Source organism: Pseudomonas sp. CDFA 610, from assembly GCF_021147865.1.
GTDB classification, from domain to species: Bacteria; Pseudomonadota; Gammaproteobacteria; order Pseudomonadales; family Pseudomonadaceae; genus Aquipseudomonas; species Aquipseudomonas alliivorans.
In genome coordinates this window covers 99,058-122,838 of record NZ_JAGTPM010000003.1, presented here as the reverse complement: position 1 = coordinate 122,838, position 23,781 = coordinate 99,058, and the positions used below count along the sequence as shown (strand labels likewise).

The window sequence follows — 23,781 nt, the reverse complement described above, 5'->3', positions numbered from 1 at the left end:
GGCTCGACGCTCAGACCAAAGGTTTGATCCCATGCGCTATATCAGTACTCGCGGCCAAGCGCCTGCGCTGAATTTTGAAGATGTGCTGCTGGCCGGACTGGCCACCGATGGCGGCCTTTACGTGCCGGAAAACCTGCCGCGCTTCACCCAGGAAGAGATCGCATCCTGGGCAGGCCTGCCTTACCACGAGCTGGCCTTCCGGGTGATGCGTCCTTTCGTGACCGGCAGCATTCCGGACGCAGACTTCAAGCAGATTCTCGAAGAAACCTACGGCGTCTTCGCCCACAGCGCCATCGCACCGCTGCGTCAGTTGAACAGCAACGAATGGGTTCTGGAGCTGTTCCACGGTCCGACGCTGGCGTTCAAGGATTTCGCCCTGCAACTGCTCGGCCGCCTGCTGGATTACGTACTGGCCAAGCGTGGCGAGCGCGTCGTCATCATTGGCGCCACGTCCGGTGACACCGGCTCGGCGGCCATCGAAGGCTGCCGTCGTTGCGACAACGTCGATATCTTCATTCTGCACCCGAACAATCGGGTGTCGGACGTTCAACGTCGCCAGATGACCACCATCTTCGGTGACAACATCCACAACATCGCCGTGGAGGGCAACTTCGACGACTGCCAGGAAATGGTCAAGGCCAGCTTCGCCGATCAGAGCTTCCTGAAAGGGACCCGCCTGGTCGCGGTCAATTCGATCAACTGGGCGCGGATCATGGCCCAGATCGTCTACTACTTCCACGCCTCGCTGCAATTGGGCGGCCCTGCACGCTCGGTATCGTTCTCGGTGCCGACCGGCAACTTCGGGGATATCTTCGCCGGTTACCTGGCCCGCAACATGGGGCTGCCGATCAATCAACTGATCGTGGCTACCAATCGCAACGACATTCTGCACCGTTTCATGAGCGGCAATCAGTACGTCAAGGAAACCCTGCACGCCACGCTGTCGCCGTCGATGGACATCATGGTGTCGTCCAACTTCGAACGTCTGCTGTTCGACATGCACGGTCGCAACGGTCTGGCGATTGCCGAACTGATGAGCAATTTCAGACAGGGTGGCGGTTTCAGCGTTGACGAGGAGCGCTGGACCGAGACACGCAAGCTGTTCGACTCACTGGCGGTCAGCGACGAAGAGACCTGTGAAACGATCGCCGACGTGTTTGCGAAAACCGGCGAGCTGCTGGACCCGCATACCGCAATCGGTGTCAGGGCTGCACGCGAATGTCGTCGCAGCCTGGATACGCCGATGGTGATTCTGGGTACAGCGCATCCAGTCAAATTCCCTGAGGCAGTAGAGAAGGCTGGCGTAGGAAAAGCGCTTGAGCTGCCTGCACATATGTCTGATCTTTTCGAGCGTGACGAGCGCTGCACGGTCCTGCCCAATGACCTGAAAGCCATACAGGCTTTCGTCAGCCAGCACGGCAACCGCGGAAAACCGCTCTGACGGAATCGTTGTGTAACAACTTTAGGCCCGCCCACCAGCGGGCCTTCTTGTTTCTACGTGCCAAACTTCCGGGGGTTTTCAGTTCATACAGATGAGTCGGTCGTTGTGAAGCAAGCAAGTATGCAAGTGGTTGCCAAGGGGACAGGCAAGATGACGGGTGATCGCGTCTGGCATGCGATGGTTTTTCTGCTGATGCTTGTTTTTGCTCAGGCGGTGGTTGCAGCGCAGAGTCTGCCGTTTACCCTGACCGCCCCCTTTCTGCCTTCTCCCGACCTGCCGCTGGAAGCCGCGGATCGAACGTGGCTGGATCAGCACAATGTGCTTCGGGTCGGTATCGCCATTGCCGATTACGAACCCATCGACATCACCAGTGACCGCAATCGCTATCAGGGCATCAGCGCCGACTACCTGGGGCTGGTTGGCGATCAGTTGAACGTCGCCATGCAGGTCACCGGATTCGCCCAGCGCGAGGAAGCCATCGACGCATTGCGCAATGGCAGCATCGACATCCTGACCAGCGCCAACGGATTCGAGCGGGGTGTGAAGGGGCTGGCGTTTTCCACGGAATACATGCCGGATCGCTCGGTCGTTGTCGGGCGCGGCAACGACCTCAGCCCCTCGTTCAGCCTTGCAGACAAAAAAGTGGTTCTGCTCGACGGCTACGCCGATTCGGATGTCGTGCACAGTGTCTATCCCCGGAGCGAGATCATTATCGCTCCAAACCTCTACAGCGCACTCGAGGCGTTGAGCCAGGGCGAGGCGGACGTCTTTATCGGTAACGAGGTCATCGTACGCTCCTACATCGCGCTGCGGCCTTATCTGGGCTTGCAGATCAAGTTCGAAAGCGCGCTGCCACCGGTGGGTTTCGCCTTCGCGGTGCGTGCGCAGGAGCAGCGTTTGCTGGGCCTGATCGACCGTGCGCTGGCCAGCATCGATCCCGCCGTCTGCCGCGAAGTCACGGGGCGCTGGACGGTGGGCCTGGGCGCAGATCTGGCAGGACAACGCATCAGCCTCACGGGTGCCGAGCGGCGCTGGATCGTCAAGCATCCCAGCGTCACGGTGTCCACGACCCAACACCCCCCTTATATCTACAAAGACCGGAATGGTCAGTGGGTGGGGCTCAATATCGATGTGCTGGCGCGTATATCCCGCATGACCGGTCTGCAGTTCATTCATCGTGAAGTGCCCTCCACGCAACTGAGCATCGACGCCTTGCGTACCGGCATGGCCGACATGAACACCACGCTTGCGGAGAATCCAGAGCGTCGGCGATTTCTGGACTTCACCTATTCCTTTGGCGGCAATAATTGGGTATTCGTCGTGCGCTCCGACAGCTCTTCCAATGTTTCTCTGGCAGGTCTGGAAGGGCGTGTGCTTGCCTTGCCGTCCCGGCATGCCCTTGAAGATCAGATCAGACGCGAGTACCCACAGATCCAGTTGAAGCTTGCCAACACCTACGATCAGGCCAGGGCGATGGTGGAAAGCGGTGTGGCCGATGCAACGATTCAGAATGAAGCGGGCGCCTATCTGTTTCCGTCCGCAGAGTTGAAGGTTGCCCGTAGCGTGGACGGCAAATGGTCGCCGGACCGGTTCTCGGTGGTCAAATCCCAACCCGAGCTTCTGGGCATTCTCAACAAGGCACTGGAGGAGTTTCCCGTCGCCGAACTGCGCTCCATAAGAGTGAAATGGCTGGGTTCGACCTTGCCCCAGCCTTCGCTCTGGAACCGCCTGCCACAATGGGTCGTATGGGTGGTGATCCTGGCGCTGTTGACCGGCCTGGTGTCGCTGGTCTGGAGCAGCAGGCTTAACGCGCAGATTCGTCAGCGCCTTCGAGTGGAAAGACAACTGAGTGACCAGTTGGCCTTCAAACGCGCATTGCTCGACGGCATTCCCAACCCTATTTACGTGCGTGACCTAAAGGGGCGGCTCATTTCCTGTAACCGAAGTTACGAAGAAAGCTTCGGCGTCAGCTTCGAACAGTTGAACGGTCGGCGGCTGACTGATGTTGACCTCATTCCACGCTCGGTAGCCGAACAGATGCACGCCGACTACGCGAAACTGCTGGAAGATCATCAGCCGATCTTCGCCGATCGCACCATGGAGCTTTTTGGCAAGCGTGTAGATGCGTGGCAATGGACGGTGCCGTTTTTCGGGGCAGATGGCCAGTTGCAGGGGCTGTTGGGCGGGTGGATCGACATCACTGAACGCAAGCGACTGGAGCAGCAGCTTGAGCAAGCATTGCGTCATGCGGATCAGGCCAACGAAGCCAAAAGCGCATTTCTGGCCACCATGAGTCATGAAATCCGTACCCCGATGGGCGCAATCATCGGTTTGCTGGAGCTTGAGTGCGCGCAGGCGGTGCGTCTCGGGCATGAACCTTCCCAGGCGATCAGGGTGGCGCACCGCTCGGCTCAGGAGCTTGTGGCGCTGATTGGCGACAGCCTTGATCTGGCACGGATCGAGGCCGGAGGCATGAAGTTGTCCCTGGAAGTGACATCGTTGCAGGCGTTCTTCGAGGGTATCGTTCATCTGTTCGCCGCTCAGGCCCGGGCGAAAGGGCTCGAGCTTCGTCTTGAACTCGACGAGCGGGTGAGAGGCGATTACTGGCTGGACCCGTTGAGGCTGCGTCAGGTCCTGCACAATCTGGTGGGTAACGCCTTGAAGTTCACCCGTCAGGGCGCTGTGGTAATCGCGGTGCAGGCACTCGATGCGCAGTCTGCCGACGAAGCCGGGGAATCGCGTATCCGTATCAGTGTCGAGGATAGCGGCCCCGGTATCGAGCCGGAACGTCAGCAGCAGGTCTTCCAGCCCTTTATCCAGGCCAGCGACGACACGGCCGCCCGCTACGGCGGTACCGGGCTCGGACTGAGTATTTCCCGGCAACTGGTTGAGTTGATGGGAGGTGATGTCAGCCTGCACAGTGAGCCGGGTAACGGTACGCAGATTGTGATCGACATCTCGTTTGCCAGAGTCCAGCACGCCGTCACACCGGATAGCGAGTCCGTGGGGATGCTTGCAGATCAGCGCAGTCTGCATTTGCTGGTGGTCGATGACCTGTCCGCCAATCGTATGGTGCTGACCCGCCAGCTCGAGTTTCTCGGTCATCAGGTCGTGCCTGTCGATAGCGGCGAAACTGCGCTGAACGTATGGCGTGAAGGTGAGTTCGATGCGGTGATCACCGATTGCAACATGCCCGGCATCAGTGGTTATGCCCTGACGGAAGCCATCAGGCGTATCGAGACTCTGGAAAGGCGCCAGCGGTGCCCGGTCATCGGTTGCACGGCCAACGCGATGATCGATGAAAGCCAGCGCTGTGAAGCGTCGGGAATGGACGGTCTGTTGATAAAACCCTTGTCGCTTGAGCGTCTGTCTCATGAGCTGGCAACACGAGTGCAAGAGCCGACCTTCGACATTCAGACATTGCAGCGTATGACCCAGGCCAATGAGCAACAGATGCAGCGTTTGCTGGCCGAGCTCTGGAAAAACCTTCTGCATGAACACGCGGCTCTGGAAACCGCCGTCCATTCGCAGGACTGGCAGACTCTGGATGCATCGCTGCACAGGCTCAAGGGTGCCGCCAGTCTGATTGACGCCATGCCGTTGGCCAAGGCCTGTATGGCACTGGAGGACGCCGCCCGGCGCGAGTCCGATGCCGATACGCTCGAACGCTGGCCGGCACTGGAGACGACTATCGGCAGCCTGCGCATGGACATTGAAGTTCATCTGGTTGAACTGCCCGAAGTCTCGCCCCTGCCAGGATGAACACAGTACTCTGATCGTCGGGACTGAAGGGTGTTTTAGGACTTGTCCTATGGGGCTCGCCTTCGCGAGCCTCTAGAGTACGGCTTCTCTGGGCCCGATGGCTTTCTCCCCGATAGGCATGACTGTGCGTTCACTCAAGGTTCTGGTTCTTGAAGATCACCCCTTTCAATTGATGGCGTTGCACCAGATGCTCAACGCCAATCAGATTTTCGATGTGCGAACCGCCGAAAGTGTCAAAGCGGCGCGGGAGTCTCTGGACAGCCGCGGCCCTGTCGATATCGCCATCTGTGACCTCCAGATGGAAGGTCCGGATGGCTTGGAACTGATTCGTTATCTGGCCGCCGAACACATGGCCAACGCGCTGATCATCCTGAGCAGTACCACAACATGCGTACTTGAGGGCGTCGCGCGTCTGGCCATTGCTCAGGGGTTGGAAGTGCTGGGTTATCTGTCCAAACCGGCCTCGGCTGCGGCCTTGAGCGAGTTGTTCAAGGCTTATGAGCCTCACGCGGTGACAGTAGAAGAGTCACCCCCCGAGCGGCAGGTGCAGGGTGCGTTGAGCGCCCCTCAATTGTTCGGGGACTCTACTGATCGTGATGCATTCGTCACCCAGTGGATCACGCACTTTCAACCCAAGGTCAGCCTTGATGGGGATGTCGTGGGTGCCGAGGCGCTGGTGCGCTGGCAGCATCCGGTGCATGGGCTACTGGCGCCGGGTCGGTTCATGGGCGTCGTCGAGGCCGAAGGGCTGATTGAACCGATGACCTGGCGTGTGCTGGATCAGGCGCTGGCGTTCTCGGCGCGAATGGCGGATCAGCAGGGTCAGGCGCTGCCGGTATCCGTGAACATAGCGCCACAGGTACTTCAACAGGCGCGCTTCACCGAACAGGTCATGGAGGCACTTGCGCGTCATGCGCTCCCGGCCAGCGTCCTGACCCTGGAAATTCTTGAACAGGATGCCGTTCAGCATCAGGGCTGGCAGATAGAAGATCTGTTGCGGCTGTGCATGCAGGGCTGCACGCTGTCGATCGACGACTTCGGCATGGGTGCGTCGAACATCGAGCGACTGCTGCAACTGCCTTTCAGCGAACTGAAAATTCCCACTGATTTTGTCCGGGGCATGAGCGAGGATCCTCGCAAGGCGGCCGTCGTTGCCGGTGCAATGGTCATGGCGCAACGCCTGTCCATGAACGTCGTGGTGGAAGGCGTCGAGACCCTGGATGATTTTCACAGCCTGTTAATGCTGGGTACGCCTGTCATTCAGGGGTATTTCATTGCCCGGCCCATGGCACCCGCGGACCTGACCCTATGGCTGGCCGAGCGCAGCGCTGCTTCCACAGTCGCCAGGGATTCGGGGCTTACGACAGCCCATGTTCCTGCAGATAGATAAACAGCGCCGCGTCATTGGCCAGTCCCAGTTTGCGCATGGCGCTGACTTTCTGGGCGCTGACGGTCTGCTTGCTGCGATTGAGCCGAGTCGCGATCCGGCCCACGGCATGCCCGGCCGACAGCAGGCGCAGCACTTCCAGCTCTCTGGGCGATAGCTGTTCGAGTGCCAGCGGTGAATCAGGCCCCAGTTGCCGGGCATCCTGCAGCACCCTGCGCACCGAGTCGGCCAGAAAGACCCGTCCGCGGCGGACGCTCTCGATGGCGGCGGGCAGCTCTCCGGCCACACTGGCTTTGCTCAAAAGGCCCTGAACGTTGAGGTCCAGCATTGCCTGAAACAATCCGGCGTTGGTCAGGGTCGTCACGACCACGACCGGCAGGTCCGGGAAATCCCGCTGAATGCGTTGCAGCAGACGCAGACCATCGTTCTGTTGCTCAACCGGCATCATGAAGTCCGTGACCAGCACATCACAGTCATGCCCGTTGAGCGCCGCCAGCAGTTCGTCCGGATTGCTCGCCTGTGCAACCACCGTTGCGGCGTTGTCCTGCTCAATTACCACGCGCAGTCCGATCAGGAAAATGGGATGGTCATCAGCCAGGATGATACGCAGAGGGTGACCGGTGGGTGCGCTCAAGGCATGACTCCGTCAGAGGGGGGCTAATGGTATTTCATCTGAGTCGGCTGTTTATCAAAGGTGCGCCAGAGACAGGCGGTTTGTAGGCGATGGCGCTCATCTTTGCTGAAAATTCCTACGGAGTTGATAACAATCTGCAGCGTTCGCCCGTGGGTCGGCCTGAAAGACACTGATGACTGCTTGCCGGCTCCCTCGTTTTTTTCCCTGTCACATTCGGCAGGCATGCTCGAATTCCAGAAACGTCGCCGACAGTGCAACGCAGAAAAGAACTTTCTGCCGTCGCCGACGGTCATTGATTGGCACCTTTGCATTCAAACAGTTGAGTGGTGGTTCATATGGAAAATATCAGCTTACTGCTAAGCGAAGCGCTGGCTCCCTACAAGGCCTGCATCGGCCCGGCCGGCGCACGTGGCGAGCGTCTTGTGACGCTGAGAGATGCATCGGGTGCCTGTGTGATCGAGCGTACGTTCACTGCCGATCAATTAGGTGACAAGCGTCAACTGACGGATGTGGTCGACGGTCTTCATCGTGATCTGATGGTTGCCGAAGGCAGGATCGAGCCCTGTGTGATCGCTGCCATGCGCAACGCAGCGATGAGCCGTGCATTTGTCGGTGCCCCGACATTCGCCTGATGGCAATGGAGCTCAGGGGATGCTCGCCGCTCCCTTGATCAGCGCTGACGAAGCATCTGATTACCCCGTGCAGAATCACTTTGCCCGGGGTTTGTCTTTTCCAGCGATCAGTGTTTTTCGAAGATGGCCTTCACATCACGCAGGTAGTCGCCTCGCTGTTCAGGGGCCAGCCACTGCGCGTAAAGCCCCATCAGGCTGCTTTCGCGCAACGTGCGCATCTCCCGATTGATGAGTTGCATGGCTTGTCTGCCTTCAGGCGTATTGCTGCAGCCGATGTAGGCCAGTTGGTACACGGGATTTTCGGCGATGGGCAGAAAGGTCAACTCCTGTGGACTGATGCCCTGTTGAAGCGCCTGATAGCGCGCCTCGAACCAGAAACCCAGCAAGCCTTGCAGACGTCCCGCCCGCGCCATCTGCAACAGGCTGCCGACCGCGTCGCTGCCGTAGTGCAGGCTCAGCGTCTGTTCATGGCTGTCCTGGAGCGTCTTGTCGATCACGCCACCGTAACTGCGTTCTGCAACTGCACCGAGCTTGATCGTATTGCTGGCCATCAGGGCGTCGAGGTCGACTTTGCCGTCCGAGACAAAGGGTTCGAACCTCGCCATGTCGGCCTTGAACACGACAAGTCCACTGCTGTACAGAACAAAGGCCGGAATGGAAAAGACGATGGTTCTGGCGCGCTCGGGTGTCCAGAGCATGGTCGGGTCGCAGCTCAGGGTCGTGCCGTCGTTGAGCGTTTGCATGGCCCTGGCCCTGTTGACGTGCATCACCACGTGCTTGTATTCGGGCATTCCGGCGGTCAGCAGGGGCATGAGTTGATCGATGGCGCCCTGGCCCAGCATGGTCCCTGAAAAGATCGTCGAGGGTGGCAGGTCACGCAACAACCAGGTCAGTGTTTCCCTCGCCTGGCTCGTACCGGGCATGGCAAGCCATAACAGCGTCAGCAGCAGGCGAATCATTGCGCAGTGCGAGGCACGAAGAATCATCCGTCTGTCTCATCCTCGAAAATGGAGTGTCGAGTAACAGGCTTTTGAGTCGCGCCGCGCCGCTGACGTCACATATCGCGGTGGTTGCGCGTCTATGAGGCTATCTCATTTTCCCTGTCCGGCAAGCCGATCCATGCGCCGATTCGTTTGCGGGGCCCTGCATCGGTTAGACTTGTCGTCTTTCCTCCAGACTCTAGAAGCCCCGTTCATGGCCCAGCCGTCCACGACCTACAAATTCGAACTGAACCTGACCGACCTCGATCGGGGCGTTTATGAAAGCGTCAAACAGACCATTGCCCGTCACCCCTCGGAAACCGAAGAGCGCATGACCGTGCGTCTCCTGGCCTACGCCTTCTGGTACAACGAGCAGCTTTCCTTCGGCCGCGGTCTGTCTGACGTGGACGAGCCGGCGTTGTGGGAGAAAAGCCTGGATGACCGGGTTCTGCACTGGATCGAAGTGGGCCAGCCCGATGCCGACCGTCTGACCTGGTGTTCGCGTCGTACCGAACGCACCAGTCTGCTGGCCTACGGCAGCCTGCGGGTCTGGGAAGGCAAGGTCATTCCGGCGATCAAGAACCTGAAGAACGTGAATATCGCTGCCGTGCCGCAGGAAGTCCTCGAAGTGCTGGCCAAAGACATGCCCCGTGTCATCAAGTGGGACGTGATGATCAGCGAAGGCACTGTGTTCGTTACCGATGATCGTGGTCAGCACGAAGTGCAGTTGCAGTGGCTCGCTGGCGAACGCGGCTGATACCACACCATTTACCCTGTACCGACACATCAAAGAGAATCAGCTGACCCGCATGCGCATTGAACCTCGTCTGTTGCCCGACACTCTGCCTTTTCTTGGCGATCTGCCTCCGCTGCTCACCCGCCTTTACGCGGCAAGGGGGGTGGCGTGTGAGACCGAGCTGGACAAGAGCCTGGCGCGACTGATTCCGTATCAACAGCTCAAAGGGATTGATGCTGCTGTCGATTTGCTCGTGACCGCGCTGGATGAACGTCAGCGCATTCTGATCGTCGGAGACTTCGATGCTGACGGTGCCACGGCCAGTACCGTCGGTGTGCTGGGACTGCGCCTGCTGGGTGCCGAGCATGTCGACTATCTGGTGCCGAATCGTTTCGAATACGGCTACGGCCTGACCCCGGAAATTGTCGAGGTGGCGCTGCAGCGCAAGCCGCAACTGCTGATCACCGTGGACAACGGCATCTCCAGCGTCGAGGGCGTTGCAGCGGCCAAGGCGGCCGGTTTGCAGGTGTTGGTTACTGATCACCACTTGCCGGGTCACGAACTCCCGGCAGCTGATGCCATCGTCAATCCCAATCAGCCCGGCTGTACGTTCCCCAGCAAATCGCTGGCGGGTGTTGGCGTGATCTTTTATGTGCTGATGGCGTTGCGCGCACGCCTGCGTGACAGCGGCTGGTTCGAACGCAATCAGCGCGCCCAGCCCAATCTGGGCGAACTTCTGGATCTGGTAGCGCTGGGCAGTGTGGCGGACGTCGTGCCGCTGGACGCCAACAATCGCATTCTCGTGCATCAGGGCCTCATGCGCATACGCGCCGGTCGTGCTCGTCCCGGGTTACGCGCGATTCTGGAAGTGGCACGCCGCGAGCCGTCGCGTATTACTTCCACCGACCTGGGCTTTATCCTCGGTCCTCGTCTGAACGCGGCGGGGCGTCTGGATGACATGAGCCTGGGGATCGAATGCCTGCTCTGCGATGATCCGACCCTCGCGCGTGAAATGGCCGTCCAACTGGATGAGCTGAATCAGGACCGCAAATCCATCGAGCAGGGCATGCAGCGTGAGGCGCTGGCCCAGCTCAAGGATCTGCCGGTGGAGTCCATGCCGTTTGGTCTGTGCCTGTTCGAGCCGGACTGGCATCAGGGTGTGATCGGCATCCTGGCCTCGCGCATGAAAGAGCGTTACCACCGTCCGACCATCGCTTTTGCCGGCGCCGGGGAGGGCGTGCTCAAGGGCTCGGCCCGTTCGGTGCCGGGATTTCACATACGCGACGCGCTGGACGCGGTGGCTGCGGCGCATCCGCACCTGATCAGCAAGTTCGGCGGGCACGCGATGGCAGCGGGTCTGTCCTTGCCGGAAGAGAACTTTCCGGCCTTCGCCGAGGCGTTCGATCAGGAAGTGCGTCGGCAGCTTGATGAGCAGGATCTGACTGGACGTTTGCTGTCGGACGGCTCGTTGGCCGTCGAAGAGTTTCATCTGGAACTGGCCCGCGCATTGCGCAACGCGGGTCCCTGGGGGCAGCACTTCCCCGAGCCGTTGTTTCATGGCGTGTTCCAGTTGGTGGAGCAGCGCGTGGTGGGCGAGCGGCATTTGAAAATGGTGCTCAAGACCGAGTGCGGCAGCGTGAAGCTGGACGGCATTGCGTTCGGCGTGGATCGCGATATCTGGCCCAACCCCAACATCCGCTGGGTTGAATTGGCCTATAAGCTGGATCTCAACGAGTTTCGTGGCAACGAAACCGTGCAACTGATGGTGGTGCACATCGCGCCACGCTGAGAATAAGCAGGAACCCGTCAGGCTCATGGGTTGTCGACTAGGCTCTGTCCTCTGAAAGATGCTCGCGAAACACGAGCCGGGACACTCGAATTTTCATTATGAGAGGTTTCCATGAGCCTGCTGCTTGAGCCCTATACCCTGCGCCAATTGACGTTGCGTAATCGCATTGCTGTGTCGCCCATGTGCCAGTATTCCAGTGTCGATGGCCTGGCCAATGACTGGCATCTGGTGCATCTGGGCAGTCGTGCCGTCGGTGGCGCGGGGCTGGTCATCACTGAAGCCATGGCGGTGACGCCGGACGGTCGTATTACCCCGGAAGACCTCGGCCTGTGGAACGAAGAGCAGATCGAGCCCCTGCAGCGCATCACGCGCTTCATTACTGCTCAGGGCGCCGTTGCAGGTGTCCAGTTGGCACATGCCGGACGCAAGGCGAGCACCTGGCGTCCCTGGCTGGGCAAGCATGGCAGCATCCCTGAAAGTGAAGGCGGCTGGACCCCGGTTGGCCCGTCGGCGATTGCCTTCGATCCACAGCACACCGCCCCCGTGAAACTGAGCGACATCCAGATCCAAGAGCTGATCAAGGCTTTCGTGGACGCAGCACGCCGTTCGCTGACGGCCGGTTTCAAAGTCGTTGAAATCCACGCGGCGCATGGTTACCTGCTGCATCAGTTCCTGTCACCGCTGAGCAATCAGCGTACGGACGAATACGGCGGTTCCTTCGAAAACCGCATCCGCCTTACCCTGCAGGTGACCGAGGCCGTTCGCTCGATCTGGCCGGAAGAATTGCCTCTGTTCGTGCGCGTATCGGCGACCGACTGGGTGGAGGATGGCTGGAACCCGGACGAGACCGTGGAGTTGGCACGCCGTCTCAAGGCGCTGGGCGCAGACCTCATCGACGTGTCTTCGGGCGGCACTGCTGCGAACGCCGAAATCCCGGTCGGTCCGGGCTACCAGACCCGTTTCGCCGAGCGCGTGCGCAAGGAGTCCGGTATCGCTACCGGTACCGTCGGCATGATTACCGAGCCTGCTCAGGCAGAGCACATCCTGCGTACCGGTCAGGCCGATATTATCCTGCTGGCTCGAGAGTTGTTGCGTGATCCGTATTGGCCGCTGCATGCCGACGACGACCTCGGCGGACGACTGGCTACCTGGCCCGCGCAATATCAGCGCGCAACCCATCGTGATCAGCCGATTCACGAGTCTGATCTGCGAGACTGACGGTTTGGCAATAGCCGGGTTCGAGGGCTGTCTGCTGACGAGGGCGAGCAGTTGAAGGCTCGCTGAATCTGCTTCTGCCCACAGGGCGTGGGGGCTCCCGAAGTTGATGACGGCAGCCATGGGCCGCTTGGCGGCCCTTGAGTGCGTCCTATGCCGCGCCGCGCTTATTGCGCGGCAGCGCTACAACCGCTCATTCGCGCTGTCCAGCAGCTCGGTCACGCGTCCGGTCAGGGCTGCGATGGAGAAGGGCTTGGGCAGCACGTACATGCCAGGTTCCAGCGTGTCGTGCGCAAGCGCGGCATTTTCTGCGTAGCCGGTCACGAAGAGGATTTTCAGATCGGGTCGCACCGCTCTGGCCGCGTCCGCGACCTGACGGCCATTCATGCCGCCGGGCAGGCCTACATCGGTCACCAGCAGATCGATCGCTGCCTTCGATTGCAGGATTTCCAGCGCAGCAGCGCCTCGGTCGGCCTGCAACACCAGGTAGCCCAGCTCTTCAAGCACTTCGGTGATCAACAGGCGTACCGTCGGCTCGTCATCGACAACCAGAATGGTTTCACCGCCAGCGTTCTGTGAGGGCACGGGGGCGGCGCATTCAAACTCGACGGGCTCGGCCTCACCTTCGAACATCGGCAGGAGGATGCTGAGTTGCGCGCCTTTCCCGACCTCGGAAAGAATACCGACGCCCCCGCCGGATTGCCGGGCAAACCCGTAAATCATCGACAGCCCGAGCCCCGTGCCCATGCCTATGGGTTTGGTGGTGAAAAACGGATCGAAGGCCCGCCCCATGACTTCCTTGGCCATTCCCGTACCGGTGTCGCTGACCGTCAGTTCTACATAGCGGCCCGCAGTCAGCTCGTATTTCGCCGCAGTCGGGCTGTCCAGGTATCGGTTTCCGGTCTCGATCAGCAACTGGCCACCGTCCGGCATGGCGTCCTTGGCATTGATACACAGGTTCAGCAGTGAGTTTTCCAGCTGATGCGGATCGACCATGATCGACCACAACCCCTGAGTAGCGTGCACCTGCATGTCGATGGCAGGCCCTACGGTACGCCTGATGAGTTCATCCATGCCTGCGATCAGTTGATCGACGTCGGTGGCCTTGGGGGCAAGCGTCTGGCGGCGTGAAAAGGCCAACAATCGGTGTGTCAGCGAAGCAGCCCGCCTGGAACCCTCGAGCGCCGAGCCAATGTATCGATCCAGTTCTGCGAAGCGGCCCTGTTTCACTCTCGATTGCAGCAACTCCATATTGCCGGTGACGCCCATCAGCAGGTTGTTGAAGTCATGCGCAAGGCCGCCGGTGAGCTGTCCGACCGCTTCCATCTTCTGCGACTGACGCAGTGCTTCTTCGGTAATGCGCAACGCTTCGATGCGCTGCTTTTCATGGGTCAAATGTTTGCCCAACGCGAAGATGACGCCATTGCCCGGCGCGGCCGTCCAGCCGAACCAGTGGTACGTGCCATCAATATGTTGATAACGATTTTCAAACAGCGGCAGGACGTGATGGATGGTGTGCTTCAGGGCATTTTGCGTGTTGAGAACATCGTCCGGGTGGAGCAGGTCCATGATCGAGGTGCCGACCATCTCCCGCTCGGTTCGGCCGAGAAGGGCGTTCCACGCCGGGTTGACGCTCAGGAAAATACCGTTGAAATCGAGTATCGCCAACGGATCGGGCGAGATCTTCCAGAAGGTGTCCAGCTCCTGCGTGCGTTGCTCAAGCTTGGCGGTCTGCTGTTTTTCATGTTCGATCAATTCCTCGATCAGCTCGCGGCGTCTGCTTTCGCTGGCTTGAAGTGCCTGTTGATCGAGCACATGCCGGGTGGTCTCGTTGGTAGTGCAGAACATGCCGACGGTGGTGCCGTGTTCATCGATCAAGGGTGAGAAGGAGAACGACCACCAGGTTTGCTCGATTTCACCGAAGCGGGCCATGGTCAACGGCATGTCCTGCCATCGGCCGGATTGCCCGTTCAACGCTTGCTCGACCAACGGAAGTACCTGATCCCAGACATCAGCCCACAGCTCGTGCATCAAAGCGCCGATCGCCCGATCCTTGCGCGGCCCGAGGATCGGCGCATAAGCATCGTTGTGGAAGAAGAACAGCTCCGGGCCCCACAGCAGGTACATGGATTCAGGGCAGTTGAGGATCAGATTCAGTGCATTCTTCAATGCCACAGGCCATTGGTCCACAGGACCGAGCGAGGTCTGGCTCCAGTCTTTGGTTCTGATTGTCTCGGCTGCTTCGCTGCTGCCTGCAGGGAACCCGACTCGTGATATCACTTCAGCAAGCTCCCGATGGACGGCTGGACAGTAATGGAAGAGTGATGAGCGCCGATTATGTCGACGCCCGACTCGAATGACAGACGCATTGTCCTCTTTTTTGGCACCTGTATGAGTCGACTATTTCAACTTTTAACGGTTGCGTCTTTCTGATGCAGGGTAGGCCTGGTACCGACCTTCGACCCTTCTACGAGCGACCGCAACATCTGGAAGCACACCCGTTGGCTGTGTTTTGTCACTTCTGTTTACCCTGCTGGTCAATGATTCATCTGACAAACCTGTGGAGGTTCCCTGTGAATACGCGTGGCTTACTCGATCAGTTGCTCAAGTCTGGTCAGAACATGTTGCAGGACAAGGTCAATGGCAAATCCAGGTCCGGCAAGCCGTCTTCAGGGAGCGATTCATTGATGGACGGGCTGGGCAGCCTTCTGGGCGGCAATAAAAGCGGCGGCCAGAACAGCAGTCAGGGCGGTCTGGGCGGCCTGTTGTCCGGTGCTGGCGGTGGCGCGCTGGCGGCCGGTGCCATGAGCCTGCTCAGGGGCAAGGGCTCTCGAGGCATGGGGGGCAAGGCGCTGAAATATGGTGGTCTCGCGGCGTTGGGTGTATTGGCCTACAAGGCCTATAACAACTGGCAGGCTAGCCAAGGCATGACCGGCCAGCGCGAGCCGCAGACTATTGACCGTCTTCCGGATTCGGAAGCCGAGTTGCACAGCCAGGCGATCCTGCGGGCGCTGGTGGCTGCTGCCAAGGCCGACGGCCATGTCGACGAGCGTGAGCGCCAACTGATCGAAGGCGAATTCAACAAACTGAGCATCGATCAGACCTTGCAAAGCTGGTTGCATGCGGAGCTGAACAAGCCTCTGGACCCGGCCGAGGTCGCACGGGCAGCCACCACGCCGGAAATGGCGGCAGAAATGTATATCGCCAGCGTGATGCTGGTGGATCAGGAACATTTCATGGAGCGCGCTTATCTGGACGAACTGGCCCGCGCGCTGAAACTGGACCCGGGTCTCAAGACCGAACTGGAGGGGCAGGTCAGGGACGCGTAAGTGCGTCGCCAGTGCCGGTGTTGCCGAGCCGGGTGTCAGTGAAGTCACCCGGCTTGTTCAACCAAGGCTTGTGCTGTCCTGTATGTCGGCAGGCACCACACATCAATCGCCCTCTGTTCCGACATTCGCCAGGTCGACAGACAGTTCGCAACAGTCCACATTTTCAGGCTGTCGCGCAGCGTTTCGGCCGGTGTTTCAGTCCTGAATACGGGCACATGCCTGTCGACCGTCATTTCATTTTCATATCACCCGCAAATGGCTGAAACGCTGGGCTATACTCACGCGGCTTGGACCGTCTGTCGGTCCGCTTCTTGAACACGGCCGGATGCCGTCGTTGAACTCTCGAGGGCTGACTGTGAAGAACTGGACGTTGCGCCAACGCATTTTGGCGAGTTTTGCCGTCATTATTGCAATCATGCTGTTGATGGTCGTTGTGTCTTACTCACGCCTTTTGTCGATCGAGTCCAGCGAAGAGCAAGTGCGTCTCGATGCATTGCCGGGTGTGTACTACAGCACTCTGGTGCGTAGCGCCTGGGGTGAGAGCTATATCCGCACACTTGAGTTGATCGGCGAAGGTCAGGGGCGTGCCTTGACCAAGCAGGAAAAGGATCAGTTTCAGGGCTTCGATGACGCACTGCAGACCCAGATGGACGGTTACAAGAAGTCCATTTTCGATGACGCCGACAGAGCCAGCTTCGCCGTTTTCGAGAAACGTCGCGAAACCTATTCCCGGCTGCTCGCCGAGGTGCATGCCAAGTTCGAGCGTGGCGACTATGCGGGTGCTCGTGCGGAGTTCTACGGCGAGGCCAATCCTGTCTGGACTGACGGTCGCAAACAGCTCAATGAACTGATCGTAGCCAATAAACAACTGGCGGATCGCGCCACCGACAACATCGTCAATGCCGTGCTGGGCGCCAAGGTCAGCATGGTCTTCTCCCTGTTGATCGCCGTCATGGCTGCCGCTGCGTGCGGGCTGCTGTTGATGCGCTCGATCATCGCGCCGATGCAACTCATCGTCCGGATTCTGGAAACCATGCGCACAGGCGACTTGAGTTCGCGCCTGAACCTGGCGCGCAAGGACGAGTTCAATGTCGTCGAAACCGGTTTCAACGACATGATGGCCGAATTGACTGCCCTGGTTGCCCAGGCCCAGCGCTCGTCGGTGCAGGTCACTACCTCGGTGACCGAAATTGCCGCCACGTCGCGTCAGCAACAGGCGACCGCTACGGAAACCGCTGCAACCACCACCGAAATCGGCGCGACGTCGCGTGAAATCGCCGCGACGTCCCGCGATCTTGTGCGGACCATGACCGAAGTGACTTCGGCTGCGGATCAGGCCTCGATTCTTGCCGGCTCGGGCCAGCAGGGCCTCGCACGCATGGAAGACACCATGCATCAGGTCATGGGCGCGGCCAATCTGGTCAACGCCAAGCTGGCGATCCTCAACGAGAAGGCTGGCAACATCAATCAGGTGGTGGTGACCATCGTCAAAGTTGCCGATCAGACCAACCTGTTGTCGCTCAACGCGGCCATCGAAGCCGAGAAGGCGGGCGAGTACGGCCGCGGTTTTGCCGTCGTCGCTACCGAAGTGCGTCGTCTTGCCGACCAGACTGCCGTGGCCACCTACGACATTGAGCAGATGGTGCGGGAAATCCAGTCTGCGGTCTCCGCAGGTGTCATGGGCATGGACAAGTTTTCCGAGGAAGTTCGGCGCGGCATGTACGAAGTCACACAGGTCGGGGAGCAGCTGTCGCAGATCATTCATCAGGTTCAGGCGCTGGCTCCGCGCGTGCTCATGGTCAATGAAGGCATGCAGGCACAGGCCACTGGTGCCGAGCAGATCAATCAGGCGCTGGTACAACTGGCTGACGCCAGCAGCCAGACCGTCGATTCATTGCGTCAAGCCAGTTTCGCCATCGACGAGTTGAGTCAGGTGGCGGTCGGGCTGCGCAGTGGCGTATCGCGATTCAAGGTCTGAGCATCGCTGATGATGGATCAATCGCCCAGGCGTAACGCCGCGTTGCCCGCGTCGAACAAATTGTTTCTGCTGTTCTGCATCGGAGAGGACCGCTACGCGCTGGAGGCGACTGAAATCGCCGAGATTCTGCCGCGCGTGAAGCTCAAGGCGATTGCTCGAGCGCCGCATTGGGTTGCAGGCATTTTCGCCCATCGAGGCGAAATCGTACCGGTGATCGATATCAGCGCGTTGAACTGCGGCCAGCCGGCCAAGGCGCGCACCAGCACGCGCATGGTGCTGGTGCATTATCGGCACGACGACGAGCATCCGGCGCAATTGCTCGGGCTTATTCTGGAGCAGGCCACTGAAACCCTGCGATGCCCGGTGTCGCAGTTCAAGGAGTACGGGCTGGACAATCGCCTGTCGCCTTATCTGGGTCCGGTCCGCGAGGATGAACAGGGCCTGCTGCAATGGATTGATGTTCAGGAACTGCTGAGCGAGCCGGTGCGCGAGTTACTGTATCCGGTGCCCCCGCTAGATCTGGAATCGCTTGAGGATGCGCCATGAGTGATGATTCGCGCTTTTACAGTTTCCTCAAGGAACGCATCGGACTGGACGTAACCTCCGTTGGCGAGGCCATCATCGAGCGTGCCTTGCGCCAGCGCGCAGCCTCGGCGAAATGCCCGGACAGCGATGCCTACTGGCACTTGCTGGTGACTTCACCGCAGGAACAGCAGGCGCTGATTGAGGCCGTCATCGTCCCGGAAACCTGGTTTTTCAGGTATCCGGAATCTTTCGTGACGCTGGGCAAACTGGCCCGAGAGCGCCTGACGACGCTGGACGGCGCAAGACCGTTGCGCATTCTCAGCCTGCCGTGCTCGACCGGTGAAGAGCCTTACTCGATAGCCATGGCATTGATCGATGCCGGCATTGGCGTGCGGCAGTTCAAGATCGATGCCATTGATATCAGCCCTGTTTCGATTGCACGCGCCAAGCACGGTGTTTACGGCAAGAACTCGTTTCGTGGCAGCGATCTGAGTTTTCGCGAGCGTTTTTTTACCCCTGCAGGCGAAAGTTTCGAGATTTCCGACCTGGTTCGTGGCTGCATCGATTTTCAGCCCGGCAACCTGCTCGATCCCAAACTGTCGAGTCAGGTGGCCTACGACATTGTCTTCTGCCGCAATCTGGTGATCTATTTCGACCGGCCGACGCAGCAACACGTCTTTCAGGTCCTCAAGCAACTGACCCGGGAAGACGGTGTGCTGTTCATCGGTCCTGCCGAAGGCAACCTGCTGTCAGCCATTGGCATGCGCTCGCTGGGCATTGCCCAGTCCTTCGTTTTTCGCCATGCGCCTCGGGACACGGCCGTAACGCTCACTGCGCCTGTGTCTGCTCCCGTCAGCGCCGCGACGCCGCGGCCGGTCCCCGATGCGCCTGTGTGCGCGCCAGTTGCCAGGCCTGTTTCGCGCAACTCGGCTGCATTCGCGCCGGGTATCAAACCTGCGGTGGCAGCCGGCACCGCCGAGAGTGCTGCGTTACTGGGCACGATCGCCAGTCTGGCCAACGAGGGCAAGACGGTCGAGGCACGTGCCGCCTGCGAACGTTATCTGCAACAGCATGAACCGGTGGCACAGGTGTTCTACTGGTTGGGGTTGCTCTGCGAAGTGGAAGGCCGTGCTGCCGAGGCTCAGGGTTTTTACCGCAAGGCGCTTTACCTTCAGCCACAGCATCCGGAATCATTGGCGCAGATGGCCGCGTTGCTGGCCGCCAGGGGCGACAGTGCCGGCGCTCGCAGATTGCAGGACCGCGCTGTGCGCGGTGCCAATAAACAAGGAAATCACTGATGACGGGGCCGTCTGGTTTTTCAAGCCTTACCCATGACCAGGCCCAGGACATCGACGACTGCTGGAATAGAATCGGCGTTCACGGTGACCGCTCCTGTCCGTTGCTGGAAGACCATATCCACTGCCGCAATTGTGCTGTCTATTCGGCGGCGGCCACGCGTCTGCTCGACCGCTATTCCCATGTTCAGGAACATCACGAGCAGTTTCAGGGTTCTGTCCTGCAGCGCGATATCAAGACGCGCTCGATTCTGGTCTTTCGTCTGGGCGAAGAATGGCTGGGTCTGGCATCGCGCTGCCTGTCGGAAGTTGCACCCGCGCAGACCATCCATTCCCTGCCGCATCAGCGCTCGCGCGCGTTGTTGGGTGTCGCCAACGTGCGAGGCGCGCTAGTGGCCTGTATCTCACTGGTCGAATTGTTGGGGCTGGACAGCAATCCGGTGATTGCCCAGTCCGCACGAACGGTGCCACGCATGCTGATCGTTGCAGCGGAGGGCGGTCCTGTCGTGGTGCCGGTGGATGAGGTCGAAGGTATTCATGCTATTGACGAACGTGAACTGGACGCTGCTTCGGCTTCCGGTACACACGCCAATGCGCGTTTTACCCGAGGGGTCCTGCAGTGGAAAGACCGAAGCCTGCGTTGGCTCGATGAAGATCAGTTGCTGTCGGCGGTGCACCGGAGCCTTACATGACGCCAGATCAAATGCGCGACGCCTCGCTGTTCGAACTGTTCACGCTGGAAGCCGACGCGCAGACTCAGGTCCTGAGTGCAGGCCTGCTGGCGCTGGAGCGCAACCCGACTCAGGCCGACCAGCTCGAAGCCTGTATGCGCGCCGCCCACTCGCTCAAGGGCGCAGCAAAGATTGTCGGCGTCGAGTTCGGTGTCAGCGTTGCGCATGTGATGGAAGATTGTCTGGTCAGTGCTCAGGAAGGGCGACTGCTGCTCCAGCCTGATCACATCGACGCCCTGTTGTCCGGAACCGATCTGCTGATGCGTATCGCGACGCCGGGCGGAAACAGCGTCGGCCAGCCCGATATCGACGCTTACGTCGAGAGGGTGAACACATTGCTGGCTTCAGGTGCCGGAGCGGCGCGAACAGTCAGCGTGCCCATGACGGATCCGCTGCTGAGCAGCGCTCTGCAACAGCTCGAAGCGTCGGCCACGCCGGCACCGTTGAGCGAGTCGCCGTTCGATCCACTGGCGGCCGATCTGCGTCTGGAACCGGCCAGCGCTCCGGCCTCAATGACCGAACCTGAGACGCCACCGGCTACGCCTTTCAAGGAGCGCCGGGTTGTTGAAGGCGGCGAGCGTGTGCTGCGGGTCACTGCCGAACGCCTCAACGGTCTGCTGGACATGTCGAGCAAATCCTTGGTCGAGACCCAGCGTCTCAAACCTTTGCTGGCCGGTATGCAGCGCCTCAAGCGTTTACAGAGCAGCAGCGACCGTGCGCTTGAAGTGCTGGGTGCCAGTTTCGGCGAAGGTGGTTTGAACGCCGACGCACAGAAAGCGCTTGAAGACGCCCGCAACCTGTTGTCTCAGGCACAGCAGATGCTGGCTCAGCAGACCGCTGAGCTTGACGAGTTCGGCTGGCAGTCGGGGCAGCGCGCGCAGCTGTTATATGACACCGCACTGGCCTGCCGCATGCGGCCGTTCGCCGACGTGCTGGTCGGTCAGGCGCGTATGGTGCGTGATCTGGGGCGCGAGCTGGGCAAGCAGGTCCGTTTGCAGATTGAGGGAGACAAGACTCAGGTCGATCGGGACGTGCTGGAAAAACTCGAGGCTCCGCTGACGCACCTGCTGCGCAATGCGGTCGATCATGGCATCGAGTCACCTGAAAAACGGGCCGCCCACGGCAAGGAGCCGGAAGGGCTGATTCGTCTGCAGGCTTCGCATCAGGCCGGTCTTCTGGTGGTGGAACTGAGTGATGATGGCGGCGGCGTGGACCTTGAGCGTCTGCGTCAGAACATTGTGCAGCGCAACCTGTCGCCTGCCGTTACCGCCGCCCAATTGAGCGAAGAGGAACTGCTGAGCTTTCTGTTTCTGCCCGGTTTCAGCCTGCGCGACAAGGTCACGCAAGTGTCCGGTCGAGGGGTCGGGCTCGATGCCGTACAGCACATGGTTCGACAGATGCACGGCAGTGTCGAACTGCAGCAATGGGCGGGTGAGGGCAGTCGTTTCAGAATCGAGTTGCCGCTGACCCTGTCTGTCGTGCGCAGCCTGGTGGTCGAGGTCGGCGGCGAAGCCTATGCCTTCCCACTGGCGCACATTGAACGCATGCGCGATCTGCAGCCCGATGACATCGTGCAACTCGAAGGACGCCAGCATTTCTGGGACGAAGAACGCCATGTCGGCCTGGTGTCGGCCAGCCAGTTGTTGCACCGTCCCTCCACACAGGACGCTGGCGAAGCGCTCAAGGTTGTGGTGATTCGCGAGCGCGACGCGGTCTACGGGGTTGCGGTCGAGCGCTTCATCGGTGAGCGCACGCTGGTGGTGATGCCGCTGGATGCGCGGCTGGGCAAGGTTCAGGATGTTTCGGCGGGTGCGCTGCTTGACGATGGCTCGGTGGTGCTGATCATCGACGTCGAAGACATGCTGCGCTCCGTCGAGAAGCTGCTCAATACCGGACGTCTGGAGCGTATTGACCGTCGGAACCGTCAGATCGACAGCGCGTCGCGCAAGCGTGTACTGGTGGTAGATGACTCGTTGACGGTGCGTGAGCTGGAACGCAAGCTGCTGGTCGGTCGTGGCTACGAAGTGTCGGTTGCCGTGGATGGCATGGACGGCTGGAACGCGTTGCGTGCCGAAGATTTTGACTTGCTGATTACCGACATCGACATGCCACGCATGGACGGTATCGAGCTGGTTACCCTGTTGCGTCGGGATACCCGACTGCAATCACTGCCTGTAATGGTGGTTTCCTACAAGGATCGTGAGGAAGATCGACGCCGCGGACTGGATGCGGGCGCCGATTATTATCTGGCCAAGGCCAGTTTCCATGATGATGCCTTGCTCGATGCAGTCGTCGAGCTGATAGGGGATGCGCAGGCATGAAGATCGCTATAGTCAATGACATGCCCATGGCTGTCGAAGCGCTGCGCCGGGCGCTGGCGTTCGAGCCATTGCATCAGGTGATATGGGTGGCCGGCAACGGCGCCGAAGCGGTGCGCTGCTGTGCTGAACAGACGCCTGATCTGATCCTGATGGATCTGATCATGCCGGTCATGGATGGCGTCGAAGCCACTCGCCGGATCATGGCCAGCACACCGTGCGCTATCGTCATAGTGACAGTGGATCGCGAACAGAACGTGCACCGTGTATTCGAGGCCATGGGGCATGGTGCGCTGGACGTGGTGGACACGCCAGCCATTGGCGCTGGCAACCCCAGAGGGGCGGCGGCACCGCTGTTGCGCAAGATTCTGAATATCGAATGGCTCATGGGCCAGCGCAACACCCATGAGCGGACCGTCGCCACGCCTTTGCGTGAGGCCGTTCGGCGTGACCGTCTGGTTGCCATCGGCTCTTCGGCGGGCGGGCCGGCAGCTCTGGAAATTCTGCTCAAGGCACTGCCTTCGAGCTTTCCGGCGGCAGTCGTGCTGGTGCAGCATGTGGATCAGGTCTTCGCCGCAGGCATGGCCGAGTGGCTGTCCACAGCCTCGGGGTTGCCTGTGCAACTGGCCCTCGAAGGTCAGGTACCTCAGAGCGGCAAGGTTCTGCTGGCAGGCACCAACCACCACATTCGTCTGTTGAAAGGCGGCACGCTGGCCTATACGGCAGAGCCGGTGAACGAAATCTACAGGCCCTCGATCGACGTGTTTTTCGAAAGTGTGGCTCGTTATTGGAATGGAGATGCTGTGGGCGTTTTATTGACCGGCATGGGGCGCGACGGCGCAATGGGGCTCAAGACCATGCGTGAGCGCGGATTCCTGACCATCGCTCAGGATCAGGCGAGTTCTGCGGTGTATGGCATGCCCAAGGCTGCGGCTGCCATTGATGCGGCGGTCGAGATCCGGCCGTTGACTTCCATCGCGCCGCGGCTTGTGGAGGTATTCGCCCAATGACTGCCCAGGTGAACTCACC

The 23,781-nt window shown here is 60.0% G+C and carries 18 protein-coding genes; 14 read left to right on the top strand and 4 right to left on the bottom strand.

Annotated features, from left to right (window positions below):
- Positions 1 to 31: 31 nt before the first annotated feature.
- The 3 genes from thrC to KDX39_RS06020 all read left to right on the top strand — a co-directional run bounded on the left by thrC (position 32) and on the right by KDX39_RS06020 (position 6,593).
- Positions 32 to 1,441 (top strand): threonine synthase, encoded by a 1,410-nt coding sequence (gene thrC / locus KDX39_RS06030; RefSeq protein WP_231659708.1) that lies wholly within the window; start codon positions 32 to 34, stop codon positions 1,439 to 1,441.
- Between the two features lie 177 nt (positions 1,442 to 1,618).
- Positions 1,619 to 5,203, top strand: coding sequence for an ATP-binding protein (locus KDX39_RS06025; RefSeq protein ID WP_231659937.1), 3,585 nt, complete (start codon positions 1,619 to 1,621; stop codon positions 5,201 to 5,203).
- A gap of 118 nt (positions 5,204 to 5,321) precedes the next feature.
- The gene (locus KDX39_RS06020) at positions 5,322 to 6,593 is read left to right on the top strand and encodes an EAL domain-containing response regulator (protein ID WP_231659707.1); all 1,272 of its coding nucleotides are present in this window, start codon (positions 5,322 to 5,324) and stop codon (positions 6,591 to 6,593) included.
- On the opposite strand, the gene KDX39_RS06015 is transcribed toward KDX39_RS06020, so the two are convergent.
- Together KDX39_RS06015 and KDX39_RS06010 are read right to left on the bottom strand one after the other, a co-directional pair.
- Complete coding sequence (locus tag KDX39_RS06015) at positions 6,562 to 7,224, bottom strand: response regulator transcription factor (protein WP_231659706.1); 663 nt, start codon at positions 7,222 to 7,224, stop codon at positions 6,562 to 6,564. The two genes, KDX39_RS06020 and KDX39_RS06015, sit on opposite strands and share 32 nt — an antisense overlap.
- A gap of 23 nt (positions 7,225 to 7,247) precedes the next feature.
- Positions 7,248 to 7,517, bottom strand: coding sequence for a hypothetical protein (locus tag KDX39_RS06010; RefSeq protein WP_231659705.1), 270 nt, complete (start codon positions 7,515 to 7,517; stop codon positions 7,248 to 7,250).
- A 42-nt stretch (positions 7,518 to 7,559) separates the two neighbouring features.
- On the opposite strand from KDX39_RS06010, the gene KDX39_RS06005 reads away from it, so the two are divergent.
- The gene (locus KDX39_RS06005) at positions 7,560 to 7,856 is read left to right on the top strand and encodes a DUF3509 domain-containing protein (protein ID WP_099229656.1); all 297 of its coding nucleotides are present in this window, start codon (positions 7,560 to 7,562) and stop codon (positions 7,854 to 7,856) included.
- 107 nt (positions 7,857 to 7,963) lie between these two features.
- Here KDX39_RS06005 and KDX39_RS06000 read toward each other — a convergent pair whose 3' ends face one another.
- On the bottom strand, positions 7,964 to 8,815 hold the full coding sequence (locus tag KDX39_RS06000) for a TIGR02285 family protein (RefSeq protein WP_442964529.1): 852 nt from the start codon (positions 8,813 to 8,815) through the stop codon (positions 7,964 to 7,966).
- 235 nt (positions 8,816 to 9,050) lie between these two features.
- Between KDX39_RS06000 and KDX39_RS05995 the strand changes: the two genes are divergently transcribed.
- The 3 genes from KDX39_RS05995 (at position 9,051) to KDX39_RS05985 (ending at position 12,579) form a co-directional block, all read left to right on the top strand.
- On the top strand, positions 9,051 to 9,593 hold the full coding sequence (locus tag KDX39_RS05995; protein WP_003314240.1) for a YaeQ family protein: 543 nt from the start codon (positions 9,051 to 9,053) through the stop codon (positions 9,591 to 9,593).
- A gap of 52 nt (positions 9,594 to 9,645) precedes the next feature.
- Complete coding sequence (recJ, locus tag KDX39_RS05990; protein ID WP_231659703.1) at positions 9,646 to 11,361, top strand: single-stranded-DNA-specific exonuclease RecJ; 1,716 nt, start codon at positions 9,646 to 9,648, stop codon at positions 11,359 to 11,361.
- A 111-nt stretch (positions 11,362 to 11,472) separates the two neighbouring features.
- Positions 11,473 to 12,579 (top strand): NADH:flavin oxidoreductase/NADH oxidase, encoded by a 1,107-nt coding sequence (locus tag KDX39_RS05985; RefSeq protein ID WP_231659702.1) that lies wholly within the window; start codon positions 11,473 to 11,475, stop codon positions 12,577 to 12,579.
- 180 nt (positions 12,580 to 12,759) lie between these two features.
- Here the strand turns inward: KDX39_RS05985 and KDX39_RS05980 are convergent, their stop codons facing one another.
- Positions 12,760 to 14,856, bottom strand: coding sequence for a response regulator (locus KDX39_RS05980; protein ID WP_231659701.1), 2,097 nt, complete (start codon positions 14,854 to 14,856; stop codon positions 12,760 to 12,762).
- 293 nt (positions 14,857 to 15,149) lie between these two features.
- Here KDX39_RS05980 and KDX39_RS05975 point away from each other — a divergent pair, with 293 nt between their 5' ends.
- The 7 genes from KDX39_RS05975 to KDX39_RS05945 all read left to right on the top strand — a co-directional run bounded on the left by KDX39_RS05975 (position 15,150) and on the right by KDX39_RS05945 (position 23,762).
- A complete protein-coding gene (locus tag KDX39_RS05975) occupies positions 15,150 to 15,905 on the top strand; it encodes a tellurite resistance TerB family protein (RefSeq protein ID WP_231659700.1) in 756 nt (251 codons plus the stop codon).
- 355 nt (positions 15,906 to 16,260) lie between these two features.
- Positions 16,261 to 17,883 (top strand): methyl-accepting chemotaxis protein, encoded by a 1,623-nt coding sequence (locus KDX39_RS05970; protein WP_231659936.1) that lies wholly within the window; start codon positions 16,261 to 16,263, stop codon positions 17,881 to 17,883.
- 9 nt (positions 17,884 to 17,892) lie between these two features.
- The gene (locus tag KDX39_RS05965) at positions 17,893 to 18,429 is read left to right on the top strand and encodes a chemotaxis protein CheW (protein ID WP_231659699.1); all 537 of its coding nucleotides are present in this window, start codon (positions 17,893 to 17,895) and stop codon (positions 18,427 to 18,429) included.
- The gene (locus KDX39_RS05960) at positions 18,426 to 19,706 is read left to right on the top strand and encodes a CheR family methyltransferase (protein WP_231659698.1); all 1,281 of its coding nucleotides are present in this window, start codon (positions 18,426 to 18,428) and stop codon (positions 19,704 to 19,706) included. Before KDX39_RS05965 ends, KDX39_RS05960 begins: the two co-directional genes overlap by 4 nt.
- Entirely contained in the window at positions 19,706 to 20,395 is a 690-nt protein-coding gene (locus tag KDX39_RS05955; protein ID WP_231659697.1) for a chemotaxis protein CheW, read from the top strand. Before KDX39_RS05960 ends, KDX39_RS05955 begins: the two co-directional genes overlap by 1 nt.
- Positions 20,392 to 22,755 carry a hybrid sensor histidine kinase/response regulator gene (locus KDX39_RS05950; protein WP_231659696.1) on the top strand — a complete coding sequence of 788 codons (2,364 nt, stop codon included), beginning with the start codon at positions 20,392 to 20,394 and terminating at the stop codon, positions 22,753 to 22,755. The genes KDX39_RS05955 and KDX39_RS05950 overlap by 4 nt, the downstream gene beginning before the upstream one ends.
- Positions 22,752 to 23,762, top strand: coding sequence for a chemotaxis response regulator protein-glutamate methylesterase (locus KDX39_RS05945; RefSeq protein ID WP_231659695.1), 1,011 nt, complete (start codon positions 22,752 to 22,754; stop codon positions 23,760 to 23,762). The genes KDX39_RS05950 and KDX39_RS05945 overlap by 4 nt, the downstream gene beginning before the upstream one ends.
- Positions 23,763 to 23,781 lie beyond the last annotated feature (19 nt).